General features: G+C 67.8%; 15 protein-coding genes. 7 read left to right on the plus strand and 8 right to left on the minus strand.

The window, feature by feature from the left end:
- Nucleotides 1-45: 45 nt before the first annotated feature.
- The 3 genes from AA983_RS00785 to AA983_RS00795 are packed head-to-tail and all read left to right on the plus strand — an operon-like array spanning nt 46 to nt 5,094.
- Nucleotides 46-1,482 (plus strand): aminotransferase class V-fold PLP-dependent enzyme, encoded by a 1,437-nt coding sequence (locus AA983_RS00785; RefSeq protein ID WP_052946728.1) that lies wholly within the window; start codon nt 46-48, stop codon nt 1,480-1,482.
- The gene (locus AA983_RS00790) at nt 1,479-2,756 is read left to right on the plus strand and encodes a lysine N(6)-hydroxylase/L-ornithine N(5)-oxygenase family protein (protein ID WP_047310356.1); all 1,278 of its coding nucleotides are present in this window, start codon (nt 1,479-1,481) and stop codon (nt 2,754-2,756) included. The genes AA983_RS00785 and AA983_RS00790 overlap by 4 nt, the downstream gene beginning before the upstream one ends.
- The gene (locus AA983_RS00795; protein WP_047310357.1) at nt 2,749-5,094 is read left to right on the plus strand and encodes a GNAT family N-acetyltransferase; all 2,346 of its coding nucleotides are present in this window, start codon (nt 2,749-2,751) and stop codon (nt 5,092-5,094) included. Before AA983_RS00790 ends, AA983_RS00795 begins: the two co-directional genes overlap by 8 nt.
- A gap of 96 nt (nt 5,095-5,190) precedes the next feature.
- On the opposite strand, the gene AA983_RS00800 is transcribed toward AA983_RS00795, so the two are convergent.
- The 4 genes from AA983_RS00800 to AA983_RS00815 are packed head-to-tail and all read right to left on the minus strand — an operon-like array spanning nt 5,191 to nt 9,626.
- Nucleotides 5,191-6,462: an ABC transporter ATP-binding protein gene (locus AA983_RS00800; protein ID WP_047310358.1), complete on the minus strand. Its 1,272-nt coding sequence runs from the start codon at nt 6,460-6,462 to the stop codon at nt 5,191-5,193.
- Nucleotides 6,463-6,490: 28 nt separating this feature from the next.
- Complete coding sequence (locus AA983_RS00805) at nt 6,491-7,357, minus strand: carbohydrate ABC transporter permease (protein WP_047310359.1); 867 nt, start codon at nt 7,355-7,357, stop codon at nt 6,491-6,493.
- Entirely contained in the window at nt 7,357-8,325 is a 969-nt protein-coding gene (locus AA983_RS00810; RefSeq protein ID WP_047310360.1) for a carbohydrate ABC transporter permease, read from the minus strand. The genes AA983_RS00805 and AA983_RS00810 overlap by 1 nt, the downstream gene beginning before the upstream one ends.
- Nucleotides 8,322-9,626 (minus strand): extracellular solute-binding protein, encoded by a 1,305-nt coding sequence (locus AA983_RS00815; protein WP_047311056.1) that lies wholly within the window; start codon nt 9,624-9,626, stop codon nt 8,322-8,324. The genes AA983_RS00810 and AA983_RS00815 overlap by 4 nt, the downstream gene beginning before the upstream one ends.
- A gap of 258 nt (nt 9,627-9,884) precedes the next feature.
- On the opposite strand from AA983_RS00815, the gene AA983_RS00820 reads away from it, so the two are divergent.
- The 3 genes from AA983_RS00820 (at nt 9,885) to AA983_RS00830 (ending at nt 13,467) form a co-directional block, all read left to right on the plus strand.
- Entirely contained in the window at nt 9,885-11,609 is a 1,725-nt protein-coding gene (locus AA983_RS00820; RefSeq protein ID WP_047310361.1) for a fumarate hydratase, read from the plus strand.
- 30 nt (nt 11,610-11,639) lie between these two features.
- A complete protein-coding gene (locus AA983_RS00825) occupies nt 11,640-12,260 on the plus strand; it encodes a carbonic anhydrase (protein ID WP_006946116.1) in 621 nt (206 codons plus the stop codon).
- 223 nt (nt 12,261-12,483) lie between these two features.
- Nucleotides 12,484-13,467 carry a malate dehydrogenase gene (locus tag AA983_RS00830; RefSeq protein ID WP_047310362.1) on the plus strand — a complete coding sequence of 328 codons (984 nt, stop codon included), beginning with the start codon at nt 12,484-12,486 and terminating at the stop codon, nt 13,465-13,467.
- A 141-nt stretch (nt 13,468-13,608) separates the two neighbouring features.
- On the opposite strand, the gene AA983_RS00835 is transcribed toward AA983_RS00830, so the two are convergent.
- The 4 genes from AA983_RS00835 to rplM form a co-directional block, all read right to left on the minus strand.
- Entirely contained in the window at nt 13,609-14,793 is a 1,185-nt protein-coding gene (locus tag AA983_RS00835; protein WP_047311057.1) for an aminotransferase class I/II-fold pyridoxal phosphate-dependent enzyme, read from the minus strand.
- A 161-nt stretch (nt 14,794-14,954) separates the two neighbouring features.
- The gene (gene glmM / locus AA983_RS00840) at nt 14,955-16,310 is read right to left on the minus strand and encodes a phosphoglucosamine mutase (protein ID WP_047310363.1); all 1,356 of its coding nucleotides are present in this window, start codon (nt 16,308-16,310) and stop codon (nt 14,955-14,957) included.
- Between the two features lie 115 nt (nt 16,311-16,425).
- On the minus strand, nt 16,426-16,935 hold the full coding sequence (gene rpsI / locus AA983_RS00845) for a 30S ribosomal protein S9 (protein ID WP_047310364.1): 510 nt from the start codon (nt 16,933-16,935) through the stop codon (nt 16,426-16,428).
- A 30-nt stretch (nt 16,936-16,965) separates the two neighbouring features.
- Nucleotides 16,966-17,415, minus strand: coding sequence for a 50S ribosomal protein L13 (gene rplM / locus AA983_RS00850; RefSeq protein ID WP_047311058.1), 450 nt, complete (start codon nt 17,413-17,415; stop codon nt 16,966-16,968).
- Nucleotides 17,416-17,665: 250 nt separating this feature from the next.
- Between rplM and AA983_RS00855 the strand changes: the two genes are divergently transcribed.
- Complete coding sequence (locus AA983_RS00855) at nt 17,666-18,232, plus strand: helix-turn-helix domain-containing protein (protein ID WP_047310365.1); 567 nt, start codon at nt 17,666-17,668, stop codon at nt 18,230-18,232.
- Nucleotides 18,233-18,234: the final 2 nt, after the last annotated feature.

The following is an 18,234-nucleotide window of genomic DNA, read 5'->3' on the forward strand; positions in this document are numbered from 1 at the left end:
TTGGTTTAGTTAGGTTTGCCTTACCTAACTAATTCAGGAGGTGCCGTGCGTCCCCACGCACTCTTCAGCGGCAAGAGCTTGCCCGAGTACGGGCAGGCGATCAGCGAAGCAGGGGCCGTCGTTGCCGACGCCGTGGCCTCGGCGAACCACCCGGCCACACCACGGCCACCGGCTCACCTGCGCTCCGTCGTCCGCCAGGTCGACCTCGATCGCCCCCTCGGTGAGCTGAGTTCGGCACTGGAGGAATCACGCGACCTCTTCCTCGAGCACGCGGTGTGGTTCCACGACGCCCGCTACCAAGCCCACCTCAACTGCCCCGTCGCCACGGCCGCCATCGCGGCCGACGTCATCGCCTCGAGCGTCAACACGTCGGTGGACACGTGGGATCAGAGCCTCGCTGCCACCCACATCGAGACGCATCTGCTCGAGTGGCTGGCCGGCCGACTCAGACTCGGCGATCTCGCCGACGGCGTCTTCACGAGCGGCGGCACGGCGTCGAACCTCCAGGCGCTCCTGCTCGCTCGGGAACACTCCACCGCCGACGGCACTCCCCTCGACGCGCTACGCATCCTCACCTCACCCGAGGCCCACTTCAGCGTGACGAAGGCCGCCCGAACCCTCGGCCTCGCAGCCGACGCCGTCGTCCACTGCCCCACCGACGAGCGCGGCCGCCTGCGCCCCGACGGCGTGGAGAGCGCCATCGACGACGCCGAGAAAGCCGGCCTCACGGTCATGGCCGTCTGTGCCACTGCGGGGACGACCGACCGCGGGGCCGTCGACCCGCTCGCCGCGCTGGCACAGATCACGCACGGACGCGGGCTGTGGCTACACGTCGATGCCGCCGTCGGTGGCGCGCTCGTGACGTCGAGCCGCCACTCCTCGCTGCTCGACGGGATCGGTGGCGCTGATTCGGTCACGGTCGACTTCCACAAGACGTGGTACCAGCCCGTGGCCGCGAGCGCCCTGCTCGTGCGGGACCGCCGCATGTTCGCGCACTCGCGCACGAATGCCGACTACCTCAACCCCGAGCACGCGCGTGTGCCCAACCTCGTCGACAAGAGCCTCGCCACGTCGCGTCGCTTCGATGCGCTCAAGCCGTGGATCACGTTGCGCACCCACGGCGCCGACGCCATCGGATCGTGGCTGGACGCCTCGCTCGACCTCGCGCAGGAGGCCCACACGATCGCGGAGGCAATGCCCGATCTCGAGGTCTTCGAGCGCCCGTCGACCCACATGCTGCTCTTCCGCTTCACGGCCGTCGACCTCGAACAGCGCGACGACGTCAATGACGCCATCCGCGAGACCCTCTTCATGGAGGGCCGCACGGTCATCGCCCGCACCCGCTGGGGCGGTGAGACGTGGCTCAAGCTCACGCTGCTCAACCCGATGGCCGACGCGGCCGATCTGCGCGCGACGTTCGACGACGTCGTGCGCACCGGCCACCTCCTGGCCGGTGACCTGAGTGCGGAGGTGAGCGCATGAGCACGGTTCACGACGTCCTCGCGGTCGGCTGCGGACCGTTCAACCTCGGCCTCGCGGCCCTCGCGGAACCACTTGACCTCGACGTCGCCGTCCTCGAGGCACGCGGCGAGTTCTCCTGGCACCCCGGCATGATGCTCGAGGGCGCCACGATCCAGGTTCCGTTCATGGCCGATCTCGTGACGATGGCCGACCCCACGTCGCGCTGGTCGTTCCTCAACTACCTCAAGCACCACGAGCGGCTCTACCCCTTCTACATCCGTGAGTCGTTCTACCCGCTGCGCGCCGAGTACGACGCCTACTGCCGTTGGGTCGCGAGCGAGCTCGAGTCCGTCGAGTTCGGGCACCACGTCGATCGCGTGACCTACGACGAAGGACGCGACGCCTTCGAGGCCCGTTGCACCCTCGCCGACGGCACTCAGGTCACCCGCTACGGAAGGCATCTCGTCCTCGGTGTCGGCACCGCGCCGCACGTGCCGGAATCACTGGCCGACCTCGACGGCGTGATTCACACCGCCGAGTATCTCGACCACCGCGACGAGCTCGCCGAAACAGAACGCGTCACCATCGTCGGCAGTGGCCAGAGTGCCGCGGAGGTCTTCCACGACCTGCTCGTGCGGCGCGGTGAGGACGCTCCCGGCGACCTCACGTGGGTGACACGGTCTCCGCGCTTCTTCCCGATGGAGTACACGAAGCTCACGCTGGAGATGACGTCGCCCGACTACGTCGACCACTTCCACGCGTTGCCCAGCGCTCGTCGTGACGCTCTGGGGCGCGATCAGCGCAACCTGTTCAAGGGCATCAGCGGTGACCTCATCGGCGCCATCTACGACACGCTCTACGAGGCGTCGCTGCACGGACGCGTGCCGGCCCGGCTCGGCACCGCACAGGAGGTCGTCGCCGCCGAGACGACAGCGGACGGCCAGCTCCTTCAGCTTCGCCACCTCGACACCGACGAGACCTCGACGCTCACGAGCGAGCGCATCGTCGCGGCCACGGGCTACGCCTCCCGTGTTGGCTCCCTCGTCGAGGGCCTGCCGAACGTACAGCTCGACGAGCGGGGTCGCCCCGCCGTCACCCGCGACTTCACGCTCGACGACGGCCGCGGGCGCATCTTCGTCCAGAACGGGGAGGAGCACACCCACTCGCTCACCGCGCCCGACCTCGGCATGGGTGCCCACCGCAACAGCGTCATCCTCAACCGCATCCTCGGAAGGGAGGCATACCGCGTCGAAGAGCGCATCGCGTTCCAGACGTTCGGTCCGCTCCATGCCTGACACCCAGACCAGCCCCAACCGCCACGCCGGCAAGAGCGTCCGCGCCCAGGACGTCGACTTCAGGCCACTCGACGTCGAGCGGGACGTCCCGCTCGTGCACAGCTGGCTGACTCACCCGCGCTCGCACTTCTGGGACATGCAGGAGACCACGCGTGACGACGTTGCTGCCGGTTACCGCCGCACCGCCGAATCCCCGCACGAGGACGCCTGGATCGGAGAGATCGACGGCATGCCGATCGTTCTCGTCGAGACGTACGATCCCGCACACCACCCCCTCTCCGACCCGGCAGTCGGCGCCGATGTGCGTGACGGTGACCTCGGCATGCACCTGCTCGTCGCCCCGCCGGAGGGTGAAACACGCCGCGGCCTGACGAGCGCCGTCATGGAAGCCGTCGTCGGGTTCTGCTTCTCCCGCGGCGCCGACCGCATCGTCGTCGAACCCGATGTGCGCAACACCGCCGTCCACGCGAAGAACGCCGAAGTCGGGTTCGAGCGCGTGGCCGACGTTCAGCTTCCCGACAAGCGGGCTGCGTTCAGCGTCTGCACCCGCGACGCGTTCACCCGCGCGTGCTCCCCGACGAACCGTGCGTGGGACGAAGCCGAACGCCTCGTCACGGCCAAGGCGATCGGCGAGTTCGCCCACGAGCTGCTCATCACTCCAGAGCCGCTCGAATCCGGCGCCTACGCACTGCGCATCCCCGCGAGTGACGACCGGCAAGCCGTCGACTGGTACTTCCGCGCGCGGCGCTACGCGCTCGAGCACTGGCACGTCGACCCGCGCAGCATCGAACGCCGCACCCTCGACGGGCGCATCGGCCCGGCGAGCGCCACGACGCTCGTCCTCGACCTGCGCGACGCTCTGAGCCTCGACGGAGACCTGCTCACCACCTATCTCGAGGAACTCTCCTCAACCGTCGCTCACCGCGTGCGCACGAGCGACCCGTCGCGTCCGACGAGCGCGGACCTGCTCGATGCCCCCGCACACGACGTCGAGGCGGCCATGGCCGAGGGCCACCCGTGCTTCGTCGCGACGAACGGGCGCATCGGCTTCTCCGCCGACGACCTCGCGGCCTACTCCCCCGAGGCCGGCGCCGACGTGCGGCCGCTGTGGGCTGCCGTACCGAAGGACGTCTCACACCTGTCGCACAGCGATCAGCTTGACGAGGAGCGCGCTTACCGTCTCGCGCTCGGTGACGCGCAGTACGAGCGTCTGCAGGAGCGCATGCGGGAGGTTGGCGTGGAGCCGAGCACCCACCGGGTCATGCCTTTGCACCCGTGGCAGTGGAGCGAGCGGGTCCGGACGACCTTCGCCGAGGACGTGGCGCGTCGGCGCATCGTCCTGCTCGGCGAGGACACGGACAACCACCGCGCCTGCCAGTCGATCCGAACCTGGACGAACGTCGACGACCCGGCCCGTCCCTACGTGAAGACTGCCCTGGCAGTGCGCAACATGGGGTTCGTCCGTGGGCTGTCACCCGCCTACATGCGCGCGACGCCTGCGATCAACGACTACGTCGCGAGCATCGTCCGCCATGACGCCACGCTCGAAGCAGCCGGTTTCGACGTCCTCACCGAGTTCGCCGCCATCGGCTACACCGGCGACGTCTTCCACCGAGAGAACCTCACCGGCCCGCAGACGAAGATGATCGCCGGGCTGTGGCGCGAGTCCGCTGCCTCCCGCACCCCCGAGGGCGAGCAGGCCATGACGATGGCGGCGCTGCTCCACCGCGATCCGCACGGGCGGGCGTTCGTCACCGAACTCGTCGAAGCGTCGGGCCTCGAGGCACGCGAGTGGCTGCGCGGATACCTCGACGCGTACGTCCTGCCGGTCGTGCACATGCTGTCGGCGCGCCGACTGGCGTTCATCCCGCACGGCGAGAACATCATCCTGCGTCTTCGCGATCACCGCGTCGTCGGCGCCTTCCTCAAGGACATCGGCGAGGAGGTCGGCCTCATGGACGACGGCACCTCACCCGAGCGCGTCGAGGCTCTCCCCGCGGAGATCCGCCGCATCGTCGTCGAGGCAAGCAGCGCCGACATCGCGCTCGGGCTCTTCACCGACGTCTTCGACGGATTCCTGCGCTTCCTCGCGCCGATCCTCGTCGAGGACGGGCTGCTCACCGAGGCCGAATTCTGGAACGAGGTGAGCGACGTCGTCGCCACGTACGAGCGTGAGCACCCCGAGTACGCCACGTCGCTGCCGCTGCGAGCGCCGTCGTTCGCCCGCAGCTGCCTCAACCGACTCCAGCTGCGCAACCCGCTCGAGATGGTGAGCCTCGACGACACCGTCGGCTCGCTCATCAAGACAGGAGAGATCGCCAACCCGATTGCCGGCTGATCGCCCCGAGCCACAACCGGGCATGACGAGGGCCGCACCCTCCCCTTCGGGAGGATGCGGCCCTCGTCAGTGGATCAGGCGATCGGCGTTCACCACTCAGGCGACGTCGTTGCCACGCGAGATGGCGCCCTTGGCGTCACGCTCCTGCGCGCGCTTGAGAGCAGCCTTGCGCTGCTTCTCCGAGGCCTCGGCGATGCGAGCCGCCTTCTCCTCGTTGCGCGTGTAGTTGTGGCCCGACTCCGGGTCGAAGACGTGCATGTGTGCCGGGTCGAACGCGAACTCGACCTCGTCACCCTCGAAGATCTGCGAGCGAGCGTCGAGGTTGACGACGATCTGGCTGCGAGCGCCTTCGCCGTCGAGCTCCTTCTCGAGGTTGTCGAGGTGGCCCTGGACTGAAGCGTCCTGCTCGAACGGGATGTAGGCGTACTGCTCGTTACCCAGCCACTCCGTCTGGTCGACGAGCGCACGGAACGTGGCACCGCCGGAGACCGGGTTGACCTCGGCGTCCTTGATGTACTCGGGGCGGATACCGACGATGACGACGTCCTTGCCCTTGACGTCGGCAGCGAGCTGCGGCGTCATCGGAACCGAGACGAAGGGCAGACGCAGCTGGTCGCCCTCGACGCGAGCCGGGACGAAGTTCATCGGCGGGGAGCCGATGAAGCCGGCGACGAAGAGGTTGACGGGCTGTTCGTACAGCTCACGTGGGCTCGCGCACTGCTGCAGGACGCCCTTCTTGAGGACGGCGACGCGGTCACCCAGCGTCATGGCCTCGGTCTGGTCGTGGGTGACGTAGATCGTCGTGATGCCGAGGCGACGCTGCATGCGAGCGATCTCGGTACGCATCTGGCCACGCAGCTTGGCGTCGAGGTTCGACAGCGGCTCGTCGAAGAGGAACGCGTCGGCCTCACGGACGATGGCGCGGCCCATGGCGACTCGCTGACGCTGACCACCGGAGAGGTTGCCCGGCTTGCGGTCGAGGTGGTCGTCGAGCTCGAGCATCTTGCTCGCCTCGCGCACCTTGCGCTGGATCTCGTCCTCGGAGTGCGTGCCCTTCGAAAGGCGCAGCGGGAACGCGATGTTCTCGAAGACCGTCAGGTGCGGGTAGAGGGCGTAGTTCTGGAACACCATCGCGAGGTTGCGGTCGCGCGGGGCCAGGTCGTTGACGCGCTTGCCGTTGATCTCGAGGTCACCGGAGGTGATGTCCTCGAGGCCGACGACCATGCGCAGCAGGGTGGACTTACCACAGCCGGACGGACCGACGAGGATCATGAACTCGCCGTCGGCGATGTCGAGGCTGACGTCGTTCACGGCCGGGAAGCCGTCGCCGTACTTCTTGACGATGTTCTTGAGCTGAATGCTTGACATTTTCTGTCTCTCCTAAGAGGGCCGGGCGTCAGCCCTTGACGGCGCCGGACGTGAGGCCGGAGACGATCCGACGCTGGAAGATCAGGACGAGGATGATGACGGGGATCGTCACGATGACGGCCGCCGCGGCGATGGCGCCGGTCGGCTGCGTGAACTGGCTGGCACCGGTGAAGAAGCTCAGCGCGGCGGGAACCGTGCGGGCGTTGCCGGAGGTCAGCGAGATGGCGAAGACGAAGTCGTTCCACGCCGTGAAGAACGTGATGATCGCCGTCGTGAAGACGCCCGGGCCGGCCAGCGGAGCGATGACCTTGCGGAACGCTTCCCACGAGGAGGCGCCGTCGACCTGAGCCGCCTGCTCCATCTCCCACGGGATCTGCTGGAAGAACGCCGAGAGCGTCCAGATCGACAGCGGCAGCGTCAGCGCGAGGTACGGAATGACGAGGCCGGGGATCGTGTCGAACAGGCCGATCTGACGCCACATGTTGAACAGCGGCGTCACCATGGCGATGACCGGGAAGAACGAGACCGCGAGGGCCATCGTGAGGATGACCTTCTTGCCCGGGAAGTCCAGGCGGGCGATCGCGTACGCACAGAACGTCGCAAGGATGACCGAGATGACCGTGGCGAGCAGCGAGACGATGATCGAGTTGCGCAGCGCCGGCATGAACAGGTCGGACGCACCGCCCGTGAGGATCAGCTCGTAGTTCTCGAAGCTCGGGTTCGTCGGGAAGAAGTTACCGAAGGTGTTCTCCTTGCCCGTCGTGTCGGTCAGGGCCTTGTCGCTCTTGAGCGACAAGGCGAAGATCCACACGAGCGGCAGCAGCGTCCAGATCATGACGGGAACGGCGAAGCCGAGCATTCCCCACTTGGCCTTGTTGGAGACGTTGGTATCCATCAGTTGTTCCTCCCAGCGGCCAGGTCGACCTTGAAGCCCTTGACGAAGATCGCCGCGATGATGAGCACGCAGAGGAAGAGGATGACGGCGAGGGCCGAGCCCATGCCGATCTCCACTCGGTCGATGGCTTCACGCGAGACGAGCATCGACAGGGACGTCGTCTTGTTGGCACCGCCGGTCATGACGTACGGGTTGTCGAAGATGCGGAAGGCGTCGAGCGTGCGGAACAGCAGGGCGACCATGATGGCGGCCTTCATGTTCGGCAGGATCACCTTCGTGAGGCGCTGCCACCACGTGGCGCCGTCGACCTTGGCCGCTTCCTCCATGGAGGAGTCGACCTGGGCGAGACCCGTGAGGAGCAGCAGGGACATGAACGGCGTCGTCTTCCAGATCTCCGACAGGCAGATGACGAACAGCGCGCTCCAGCGCTGACCGAACCAGTCGTAGTCGAGCGGGAAGCTACCGAACGACAGCGTGTGCAGCCAGTGGTTGACGAAGCCCGTCGAGACGTCGAAGCCGAACTTCCACGCGAACGCGGAGACGACCGTGATGATCGCGTACGGCAGCAGGACGACGGTGCGCAGCGTGCGACGCGGCATGACGATCTTGTTCATCAGCATCGCGATGGCGAAGCCGAGGATCAGCTCGACGACGACCGTCACGAGCGTGATGATGAGCGTCGTCCACATGGCCTCCCAGAACAGCGAGTCCTTGAAAGCGGAGACGTAGTTCTGCAGACCGACGAACTTCTTTCCCGCCGGGTCGGTGAGACGGTACTTGAAGAACGACAGGTACAGCGCGTTGAGGATCGGGTACATCGTCACGAGAACCATGACGACGAACGCCGGGCCCGCGAGCTTCCAGCCGAGATTGCGCTCGGCCTTCGCGCGGTCGGAAAGGCGCGCCTTCTTGGGCTTTCCCGAGTCGGCTGCGGCCGACTTCGTGGTGTCTACAGCAGCGGAACTCACAGCAGTGCCTTCCCCTTCAGAACGTCAAGGATGTACTTCTGAGCCGTGGCCGGGGTCTGCTGGTTGACGGCGCTGGGCGGCGAGAACTTCAGCTGAAGGGCACCGGAGATGTCACCCCAGTAAGGCGAGAGCGGACGCGGGACGGCCTTGTCGAGCGACGTGCGGATCTGGGCGGCGATCCCGTTCGGGAAGGCCTCCTTCACCTTGGCGTCGTCGTACGACTTCTTGCGGCTGCTCGGGTTGCCCGAGGCCACCATGTAAGCCGTGGTGTTCTCCTGGTTCGTGATGCAGTCGATGGCCTGGTAGGCGAGGTCCGTGTGCTTGGAGTTCTTGCCGACCGAGAGCTGGATTCCACCGAACGGCGACGCGGAGTCCTTGTCCGCTACCGTGCGCGGGTAGATCGCCGCGGCAACGTCCTTCTTGTCACCCGTGTACGCGCCGTAGGTGTACGGCCAGTTCACGAGGAAGCCACCGTTGGGTGCCTGGAAGAGCGTCAGCGAGGCCGTTTCGTCGGAAGAGCCGACGGCCGGGCCACCCACGCCGCTCGTGGTGACCTTGTTGATGATCGTGGCGGCCTTCTTGCCCGCCTCGGAGTCGAGACCGAGCTTGATGTTCTCGTACGTGGCGCTGGGGTTCTCGACGAGCTTGCCACCGGCACCCGCGACGAGCGCATTGATCCACACCGCATAGCCCTCGTAGAGCTTGGCCTGGACACCGACCTTGGTGTTCGTCTTCTGCGCGGCGCTGACGAGCTGGTCCCAGGTGACGGGCTTGCTCATGTCGAGGCCGGCCTTCTGGGCGACGGACTTCTTGTACCAGAGCAGCTGGGTGTTGGCCCAGAACGGCACCGACGTCAGCTTGCCCTTGTACATCGAGGCGTCGATGGAGCTCTGCACACGGTCCTCGGTGAAGTTCTTCTCCATCCCGGCCGGAATCGGCGCGAGGTAACCCGCGGCCGCGAACTCCGTGACGAAGGCGGGGTCGGCGCTCATGATGTCCATGGAGCTGTCACCCGCCGCGAGACGACGAAGCAGCTGCGTGCGCTGATCCGAGGCCGAGTTCGGCAGCAGTTCGACCTTGATCTTGTACTTGCCGCCCGAGTTCTTCGTGCAGTTAGCGGCCAACGTGGCCTGGCCACCCTTGCTGGCGTCGGAGTTACCGACGTCAGGGTTGATGTACCAGGTCAGCGTGGGCGTGCTGCCCCCGCCGCTGTCCCCGCCGCAACCGGCGAGCACGCCCGTCGCGAGCATCGCCATCGATGCTGCGACGGCTACCCGTCGGCGAGACTTGGATGTGTTCATGAACACCGCTCCATCCTTGATGATTGACGTTTCATGATCACCTGCTCATGTGACGATCGCCATAGTCAGGTGAGCACCGAGACCAAACGGTTACGCAGAAGCAACCGGCCCGTTATGCGAGCGGCGATAAGGGTCGAGCAGTCACCCTCCAAGGGGTGAGTTGTGGACAGATGTCCGCCCTCGGCGCGCCCTCGCGACGACGGCGTTCGGGATGGCGGCGCACCGAGGACACGACGACCGCTCCGATAGGCTCCGCGCATGGCAGATTTCGCGTATTCGGACCTCCTTCCGATCGGCGAGGACACGACGACCTATCGCAAGCTCACCGACGAGGGCGTCCGAACCGTCGGGGGCCCCGGCGGACGAACCTTCCTCGAGATCGACCCGAGCGCCCTCGAACTGCTCGCGAAGACGGCGATGCACGACATCGCCCACTACCTGCGCCCCGCTCACCTCGCCCAGCTGCGCCGCATCCTCGACGACCCCGAGGCGAGCAACAATGACAAGTTCGTCGCACTCGACCTGCTGAAGAACGCGAACATCGCGGCCGCGGGCGTGCTGCCGATGTGCCAGGACACCGGCACCGCCATCGTCATGGGCAAGAAGGGCTCGCAGGTGCTCGTCGACAGCCCGTCGGCGCCCGACGAAGAGGCACTGTCGAAGGGCATCTTCGACGCGTACACCGAGCTCAACCTGCGCTACAGCCAGATGGCTCCGGTGACGATGTGGGACGAGAAGAACACCGGCTCCAACCTGCCCGCACAGATCGAGGTTTACGCCGACAGCCAGCCGGGGCACGAGACAACCTACAAGTTCCTCTTCATGGCCAAGGGCGGCGGCAGCGCGAACAAGTCGTTCCTCTACCAGGAGACGAAGGCGATCCTGAATCCGAAGCGCATGCTCGAGTTCCTCGACGAGAAGCTGCGCAGCCTCGGCACGGCCGCGTGCCCGCCCTACCACCTCGCCGTCGTCATCGGCGGCACGAGCGCCGAGTTCGCGCTCAAGACCGCCAAGTACGCGAGCGCCAAGTACCTCGACGAACTGCCCACGTCCGGAGACGCGGCCACGGGTCACGGCTTCCGCGACCCGCAGCTCGAGGAGGAGATCCTCGAGCTCACCCGCAACTTCGGTATCGGCGCCCAGTTCGGCGGCAAGTACTTCTGCCACGACGTGCGCGTCGTGCGCCTGCCGCGTCACGGTGCGTCGCTTCCGGTGGCCATCGCCGTCAGCTGCTCAGCCGACCGTCAGTGCCTCGCGAAGATCACGCCCGAGGGCGTCTTCATCGAGCAGCTCGAGACCGACCCGGCGCAGTTCCTGCCCGACGTCACCGAGGCGCACCTCATCGAGAGCGGCGACGCGGCAATCGGCGCGGGCTCGACGGGCAAGGGCGCCGCCGTCGACATCGACCTGAGCCGCCCGATGCCCGAGATCCTGGCCGAGCTGACGAAGCACCCCGTCAAGACGCGCCTGTCGTTGACCGGCACGCTCGTCGTCGCGCGCGACATCGCGCACGCCAAGATCAAGGAGCGCCTCGACGCCGGCGAGGAGATGCCGCAGTACCTCAAGGACCACCCGGTCTACTACGCAGGCCCCGCGAAGACGCCGGAGGGCATGGCGTCCGGTTCGTTCGGGCCGACGACGGCCGGACGCATGGATTCCTACGTCGAGCAGTTCCAGGCCGCGGGCGGTTCGCTCATCATGCTCGCCAAAGGAAACCGCAGCGCCCAGGTCACCGAGGCGTGCAAGGCGCACGGCGGTTTCTACCTCGGCTCCATCGGTGGCCCCGCGGCTCGCCTCGCGCAGGACTGCATCACGAAGGTCGAGGTGCTCGAGTACCCTGAGCTCGGCATGGAGGCCGTGTGGCAGATCGAGGTCGAGAACTTCCCCGCGTTCATCGTCGTCGACGACAAGGGCAACGACTTCTTCGCCACCACCGCGAAGCCCACCGCCATGACCATCACCACCCGCCCCGGCCTGAGCTGACGGCGTCGGCGACATCACCAAGGAGCCACCATGAGCAGCACCCTCACGCCGCAGCAGGCCTGGGACACCCTCGTCGAGGGCAACCGACGCTTCGTCTCCGGCACGACGCAGCGCCCGCACAGTGACGGCGAGCGCCGGCGCGAGCTCGTCGCCGGGCAGGCACCCCAGGCCGTCATCTTCGGGTGCGGCGACTCCCGCGTGCCGGCCGAGATGATCTTCGACCAGGGCCTCGGCGATCTGTTCGTCGTGCGCACCGCGGGCCACGTGCTCGACCCCAGCGTGCTCGGCTCGATCGAGTTCGGCACCGAGGTGCTGCGCGCACCGCTCGTCGTCGTGCTCGCGCACAAGAGCTGCGGCGCCATCAACGCGACGCTCGCCGCCGAGGAGACCGGCGACATGCCGCCGGGATACCTCCACACGATCATCGAGCGCGTCATGCCGTCGATCCTGCACGGGCGCAAGCACGGGCTGACGACCGGCGAGCAGTTCGAGGCCGAGCATGCCCGGGCGACGAGCGAGCTCCTCCCCCAGCGCAGTCAGCTGATCCGTGATCGCATCGACGCCGGCCGGCTCGCCGTCGTCGCCGTGCACTACGACATCGGTGAGGGCGAGGCGCACGTCGTCGGCACCCTGGGTGACATCACGGCCTGATCGTCCGACGCTGTCACCGTGCCGCCGTCCCCCAGCGAGTGGCGGCACGCCTGATGTCGCGGCACGCACAGGCTGCTGTACGCCCCTCCCGGGCCACTCGCACACTCGGGGGCCTCGGGAGGGCCCGCAGGGACGTTCGGCCCTGACGCGGCGGGCCGGCTCGGCCTACCGTCAGTGGTGACCCGAGGTCTCGTCCGAGAACCCGCCGACGAAATGAGCCGTCATGCCCAAGCCCGCCGTCCGCGTCGCCGTCAGTGGAGCTGCAGGTGCCATCGGATACAGCCTCCTGTTCCGCATCGCGGCGGGTGAGCTGCTCGGGCCCGATCAGCCGGTGGAGCTGCGCCTGCTCGAGGTCGACGAGGCGCTCGGCGCGCTCGAGGGCACCGTCATGGAACTGCAGGACTGCGCGTTCCCGTTGCTCGCGGGCATGGAGACCGGCTCCGACGCGCGCCGCATGTTCGACGGCGTCTCCCACGCGTTGCTCGTCGGGGTTAAGCCGCGCGGCCCGGGCATGGAACGCGGTGATCTGCTCGAGGTCAAAGGCCGGATCTTCGGCCCGCAGGGTGAGGCGCTCAACGACGCGGCGTCCGATGACGTGCAGGTCACCGTCACCGGCAACCCCGCGAACACGAACTGCCTCATCGCGATGCACGCCGCGCGGGACATCCCGAACGAGCGCTTCAGCGCGCTGACGCGCCTCGATCAGAACCGCGCCGTCGCGCAGCTCGCCACGAAGACGGGTGCGAGCGTCACCGACATCCACGACGTCATCATCTGGGGCAACCACAGCGCGACGCAGTACCCGGACGTCACGCACGCGACGGTCCATGGCCGTGCCGCGCGCCTCGAGGTGGGCGACGACGCCTGGCTCAACGACGTCTTCATTCCCACCGTCGCCAAGCGCGGTGCCGCGATCATCGAGGCGCGCGGAGCGTCCTCGGCCGCGAGCGCGGCGAGCGCAACCATCGATCACGCGCGCGACTGGGCGCTCGGCACCGAGGCGATGGTCTCGATGGCCGTTCCGTCGGACGGCTCCTACGAAGTCCCCGAGGGCCTCGTGTCGAGCTTCCCCGTGACGGTGCGTGACCGCGCCTGGCGCATCGTGCCGGACCTGACGATCGACGAGTTCAGCCGCGCCCGCATCGATGCGAGCGTCGCCGAACTCGCGAATGAGCGAGACGCCGTCCGAGCCCTCGGGCTCATCTGAGCGTCGAGACCGCGCGTCGGCGCGTCAGGAGACCAGGGGGTTCCTGACGCGCCGACGTGCATCCCACGAACAGTAGGGCCCGAGCGACCGGGGCCGTCTGACGTAGCCGGCACGACTGGTGAACCGCAGGACGTCACAGCGTCATGACGAGCTATCGACGAACCTCACCATCCGGTCGAACGCCTCGTCGAGCTCATCGCTCGCGACAGCGAGGCTCATCCGCATGAACCGGTGCCCGTCGACGGGGTCGAAGTCGACCCCTGGCGTGATGGCGACGCCCGTCGCGGCGAGCACGTCGGCGCACCAGCGCGCGGAGTCGTCGGTGAGGTGCGCGACGTCGCACCAGGCGTAGAACGCGCCGTCCGGTGGCGCGTAGGTCGTCACCCCGATCTCGGGAAGGCGCCGCTGCACCAACTCACGATTGCGCCGGTACGTCTCGACGTGCTCCTCCAGCTCACCGCGTGCCGCCTCGCCGAGGGCCGCGAGCGCCGCATGCTGTGACACGGCCGGCGGGCAGATCGTGAGATTCGAGGCGAGAATGGCGACGCGTCGGCGCAGGTGCGCGGGCACGAGCATCCACCCGACGCGCCAACCCGTCATCGAGAAGAACTTCGACACCGAACCGATGACGGCGCCCTGGCGCGACGTCTGCCACGCGCTCGACGTCGCGCGCCCGAACGAGATGCCGTGGTAGATCTCGTCGCTGACGAGCAGCACGCCGTGTGCGTCGCACCAGCGCGCGATAGCTGCGAGTTCGTCCGCGCCGATGATCGTGCCCGTCGGGTTAGCGGGGCTCGCGACGACGAGCCCCTTCGGCGCGGCGCCGCGCGCGGCACGTTCCGCCTCGAGCATCGCGACGGTGGGTTGGTAGCGCACCTCGGCGCCGCACGCGAGCTCCACGACGGACGTCCCCAGCGCCCGCAGCGTGTTGCGGTAGGCGGGGTAGCCCGGGCGGGTCATCCACACCTCGTCGCCGCCGTCGAACGCAGCGAGGAACAGCAGCGTGAACGCGCCCGACGACCCGGTCGTGACGACGACGTCGTCAGCACTCACGTCGTCGACGTCGAGGTCGCGGTGATACGCGGCGATCGCCTCACGCAGCGGCCGGATGCCGACCGTCTCGGTGTACCCGAGCGCATCGGCCTCGATCGCCGCGACGGCCGCCTCCCGGGCTGCACGGGGCGCGCCCGTCGAGGGCTGGCCGGCGCACAGGCTGATGACGTCGCCGTGCGTGCGCTGACGTTCCGCTGCCGCGGCGAGCACCTCCATGACGTGGAACGGCTCGACGTCGCTGCGTCGACTCGGCTGGGCGGCTGGCAGGCTCATGCCTGCCACTGTGACACACCCCGCACGCGTGACGGCCGTCGGCGCTGTTCGTCAGCTCCCGTCGATAGCTCGCCGGGCCACCACACGACTGGGAGGCAGACGACTGCGCCCAGATGCACCCGGTGCATCTGGGCGCAGGACGAAAGCGCGTAGCCGGCAGTTCAGTCGATCGACAGCTCGCGCTTGACGACGTCGGCGAGGTGCGAGGCGACGGCGTGCGCGCGTTCGGCGGTGTCGGCCTCGACCATGACGCGCACGACCGGTTCGGTGCCCGACTTGCGCAGCAGCACGCGCCCGGCGCCGGCGAGGTCGCTCTCGGCGGCGCGCACAGCGGCCTGGACGCCCTCGTGCGAATCGACGGCCGACTTGTCGACGCCCTTGACGTTGATGAGCTTCTGCGGCATCCGCTGCATGACGGCGCCGAGCTGGGCGAGCGAGCGCCCACTCGAGGCCACGCGCGCAGCGAGGAGCAGGCCGGTGAGCACGCCATCACCGGTCGTGCCATGGTCGAGTGCGATGACGTGCCCAGACTGTTCGCCCCCGAGCGAGTACGACCCGCGGCGCATCTCCTCGAGCACGTAGCGGTCGCCGACACCGGTCTGCTTGACGGTGATGCCCTCGCGCTCCATCGCCTTGATCATGCCGAGGTTACTCATGACCGTCGCGACGAGCGTGTCCTCGGCGAGCACGCCGCGCTCCTTGAGGTCGAGCGCGAGGATCGCCATGATCTGGTCACCGTCGACCACCTCACCCGTTCCGTCGACGGCGAGGCAGCGGTCCGCGTCACCGTCGAAGGCCACACCGAAGTCGGCTCCATTCGCGACGACCGCCTCCTGCAGCTTCTCCAGGTGCGTCGAGCCGTAGCCGTCGTTGATGTTGAGCCCGTCCGGCGTCGCACCGATGACGACGACGTCCGCGCCCGCGCGGCGAAACACCTCGGGCCCGACGACGGAGGCCGCGCCGTGCGCGCAGTCGACGACGATCTTGAGGCCCTCGAGGCGGTGCGGAAGCGCCCCGAGCAGGTGACCGATGTACTTCTCACCGCCCTCAGCGTAGGAATGCACACGACCGACCGACGCACCCGTCGGACGCTCGTATTCCTCATGCAGGTGCGCCTCGATCGCGTCCTCGAGCGCGTCGGGCAGCTTGTGGCCGCCGCGGCTGAAGAACTTGATGCCGTTGTCGGGCATCGCGTTGTGCGAGGCGGACAGCATCGCGCCGAGGTCGGCGTTCATCGTCGCCGTCAGGTAGGCGATGGCCGGCGTCGGCAGCACGCCCGCGTCGTAGACGTCGACGCCCGCGCTTGCGAGCCCGGCGACGGTGGCCGCACCGAGGAACTCCCCCGACGCGCGCGGGTCGCGTCCGACGACGGCGACGGGACGCTCGTGATCGGCCGAGACCTCCCCGGCCTCGACGAGTACCCGTGCTGCTGCGACGGACAGCCCGAGTGCGAGCTCTGCCGTGACGTCCTGGTTGGCGACGCCACGCACACCGTCAGTGCCGAACATGCGGCCCATGTGCCCCTCCTGAGGTCTTCGGAATCTCTCTCCACAATACGCGGCGGTACGCGAATCGCTCCGCACCCGGCGCATGGGCCGGATACGGAGCGATTCGAGCAGTGCAGCGCGTGGATCAGCGCTTGCTGAACTGCGAAGCCTTGCGGGCCTTCTTGAGACCGGCCTTCTTGCGCTCCGGCACGCGTGCGTCACGCGTGAGGAAGCCGGCCTTCTTGAGCACCGGACGGTTCAGCTCCTCGTCGACGCCGTTCAGCGAACGAGCGACACCGAGGCGAACAGCACCGGCCTGGCCCGAGGGGCCACCGCCGTGCACGCGCACGAGGACGTCGTACGCGCCGTTCAGCTCGAGGGCAACAAGGGGCTCGTTGACGATCTGCTGGTGCACCTTGTTCGGGAAGTACTCCTCGAGCGAGCGGCCGTTGATCTTCCACTCACCCGTGCCCGGGACGATGCGCACGCGGGCGATGGCCTGCTTGCGACGGCCCGTGGCCGCACCCGGTGCGGATGCGGACGGACGACGAACCTCGCCGTCCTCGCCGACCGGGCCGGTCGACTCGCTCGTGTACTCCGTCAGCTGCGGCTCGTCCGTCTCGAGGGCGTCGAGCTCGACATTCTGGTCTGCCACGTTTCTCCTAAGAATTCTTGGCAGGCGCGATTACTGCGCGACCTGGGTGATCTCGAACGGCTTGGGCTGCTGCGCGGCGTGCGGGTGCTCGGCACCGCGGTACACCTTGAGCTTGGCGATCTGGGCGCGGCCCAGCTTCGTCTTGGGCAGCATGCCTCGGACGGCCTTCTCGACGGCCTTCTCCGGGTCCTTCGCCATGAGCTCGGTGTAGGAAGTCGCCGTCAGACCACCCGGGAAACCGGAGTGGCGGTAGGCCTTCTTCTTCTCGAGCTTGGCGCCGGTGAGGGCAACCTTGTCGGCGTTGATGATGATGACGAAGTCACCGGTGTCGATGTGCGGAGCAAACGTCGGCTTGTGCTTGCCGCGCAGCAGCGCCGCGGTCTGGGACGCGAGGCGACCCAGAACGACGTCGGTGGCGTCGATGACGTGCCAGGCGCGGTCGGCCTGAGCCGACTCCTGGTTGGGGGTGAACGTACGCACGGTCGTTCCCTTCGTTCTGTCGTTGACGATGGGGGCGGCCACTTCGCACGTCACACCCTGTGCAGGGCGCGCTGCGAAGCAACAGATATCAATGTTACGCGGCCCTGCGGGCCTGAACCAATCGAGCGCAAACCGTGCAAACCATTGCGGCCCAACGCTTTTCATCGCCGTTCAGTGGGCCACCTCCGCGCACGAGTCACTCTTTGCACAACTTTTGTGCAAAATCTTCACGCGGCGTACCCTGGATGCCATGGAGCCCACGGCTGCCGCCGACACCTACCGAGTGCTCGCTCACCCTCTGCGCTCACGCATCCTCGCCCATCTGCGTCTGCACGGCGGCTCGACCTCCGCCGAGCTCGCCCGCGCACTCGGCACACACACCGGCGCTACGAGCTACCACGTGCGTGTCCTCGAGTCGGCGGGCCTCGTCGAGGACACCGGGCTTGGCAACGCCAAGACCCGGGTGTGGGCCATCGCCGACGACGAAACCGACGATGACGACGGTCCGACGACCGATGCTCTCGGCTTCATCGACGAGGCCGACGCGGAGGACGCGCGGTGGCTCGAGCACGACTACGTCACCCACGTCAGCGAACGCGCCCACGCCTGGGTCGACGAGCAGGAGGGCTGGACCTACGTGTGGCAGGAGGAGTGCCGCGCCTTCGACGCTCCCGTCCTGGTGAGCGAGGAGCAGATGAGCGCGCTGCGTTCCGAGATGGAGGCGCTGCTCGGGCGCTACCGCCGCATGGGTGCAGGTACACCCGGCGCTCGCCGGGTGGCCGTCACCGTCATCCCGCTGCCCCTGCCGCCGAGCTGAGC

The sequence above is a fragment of the Dermacoccus sp. PE3 genome (assembly GCF_001021715.1).
In the GTDB taxonomy this organism is placed as follows: Bacteria; Actinomycetota; Actinomycetes; order Actinomycetales; family Dermatophilaceae; genus Dermacoccus; species Dermacoccus abyssi.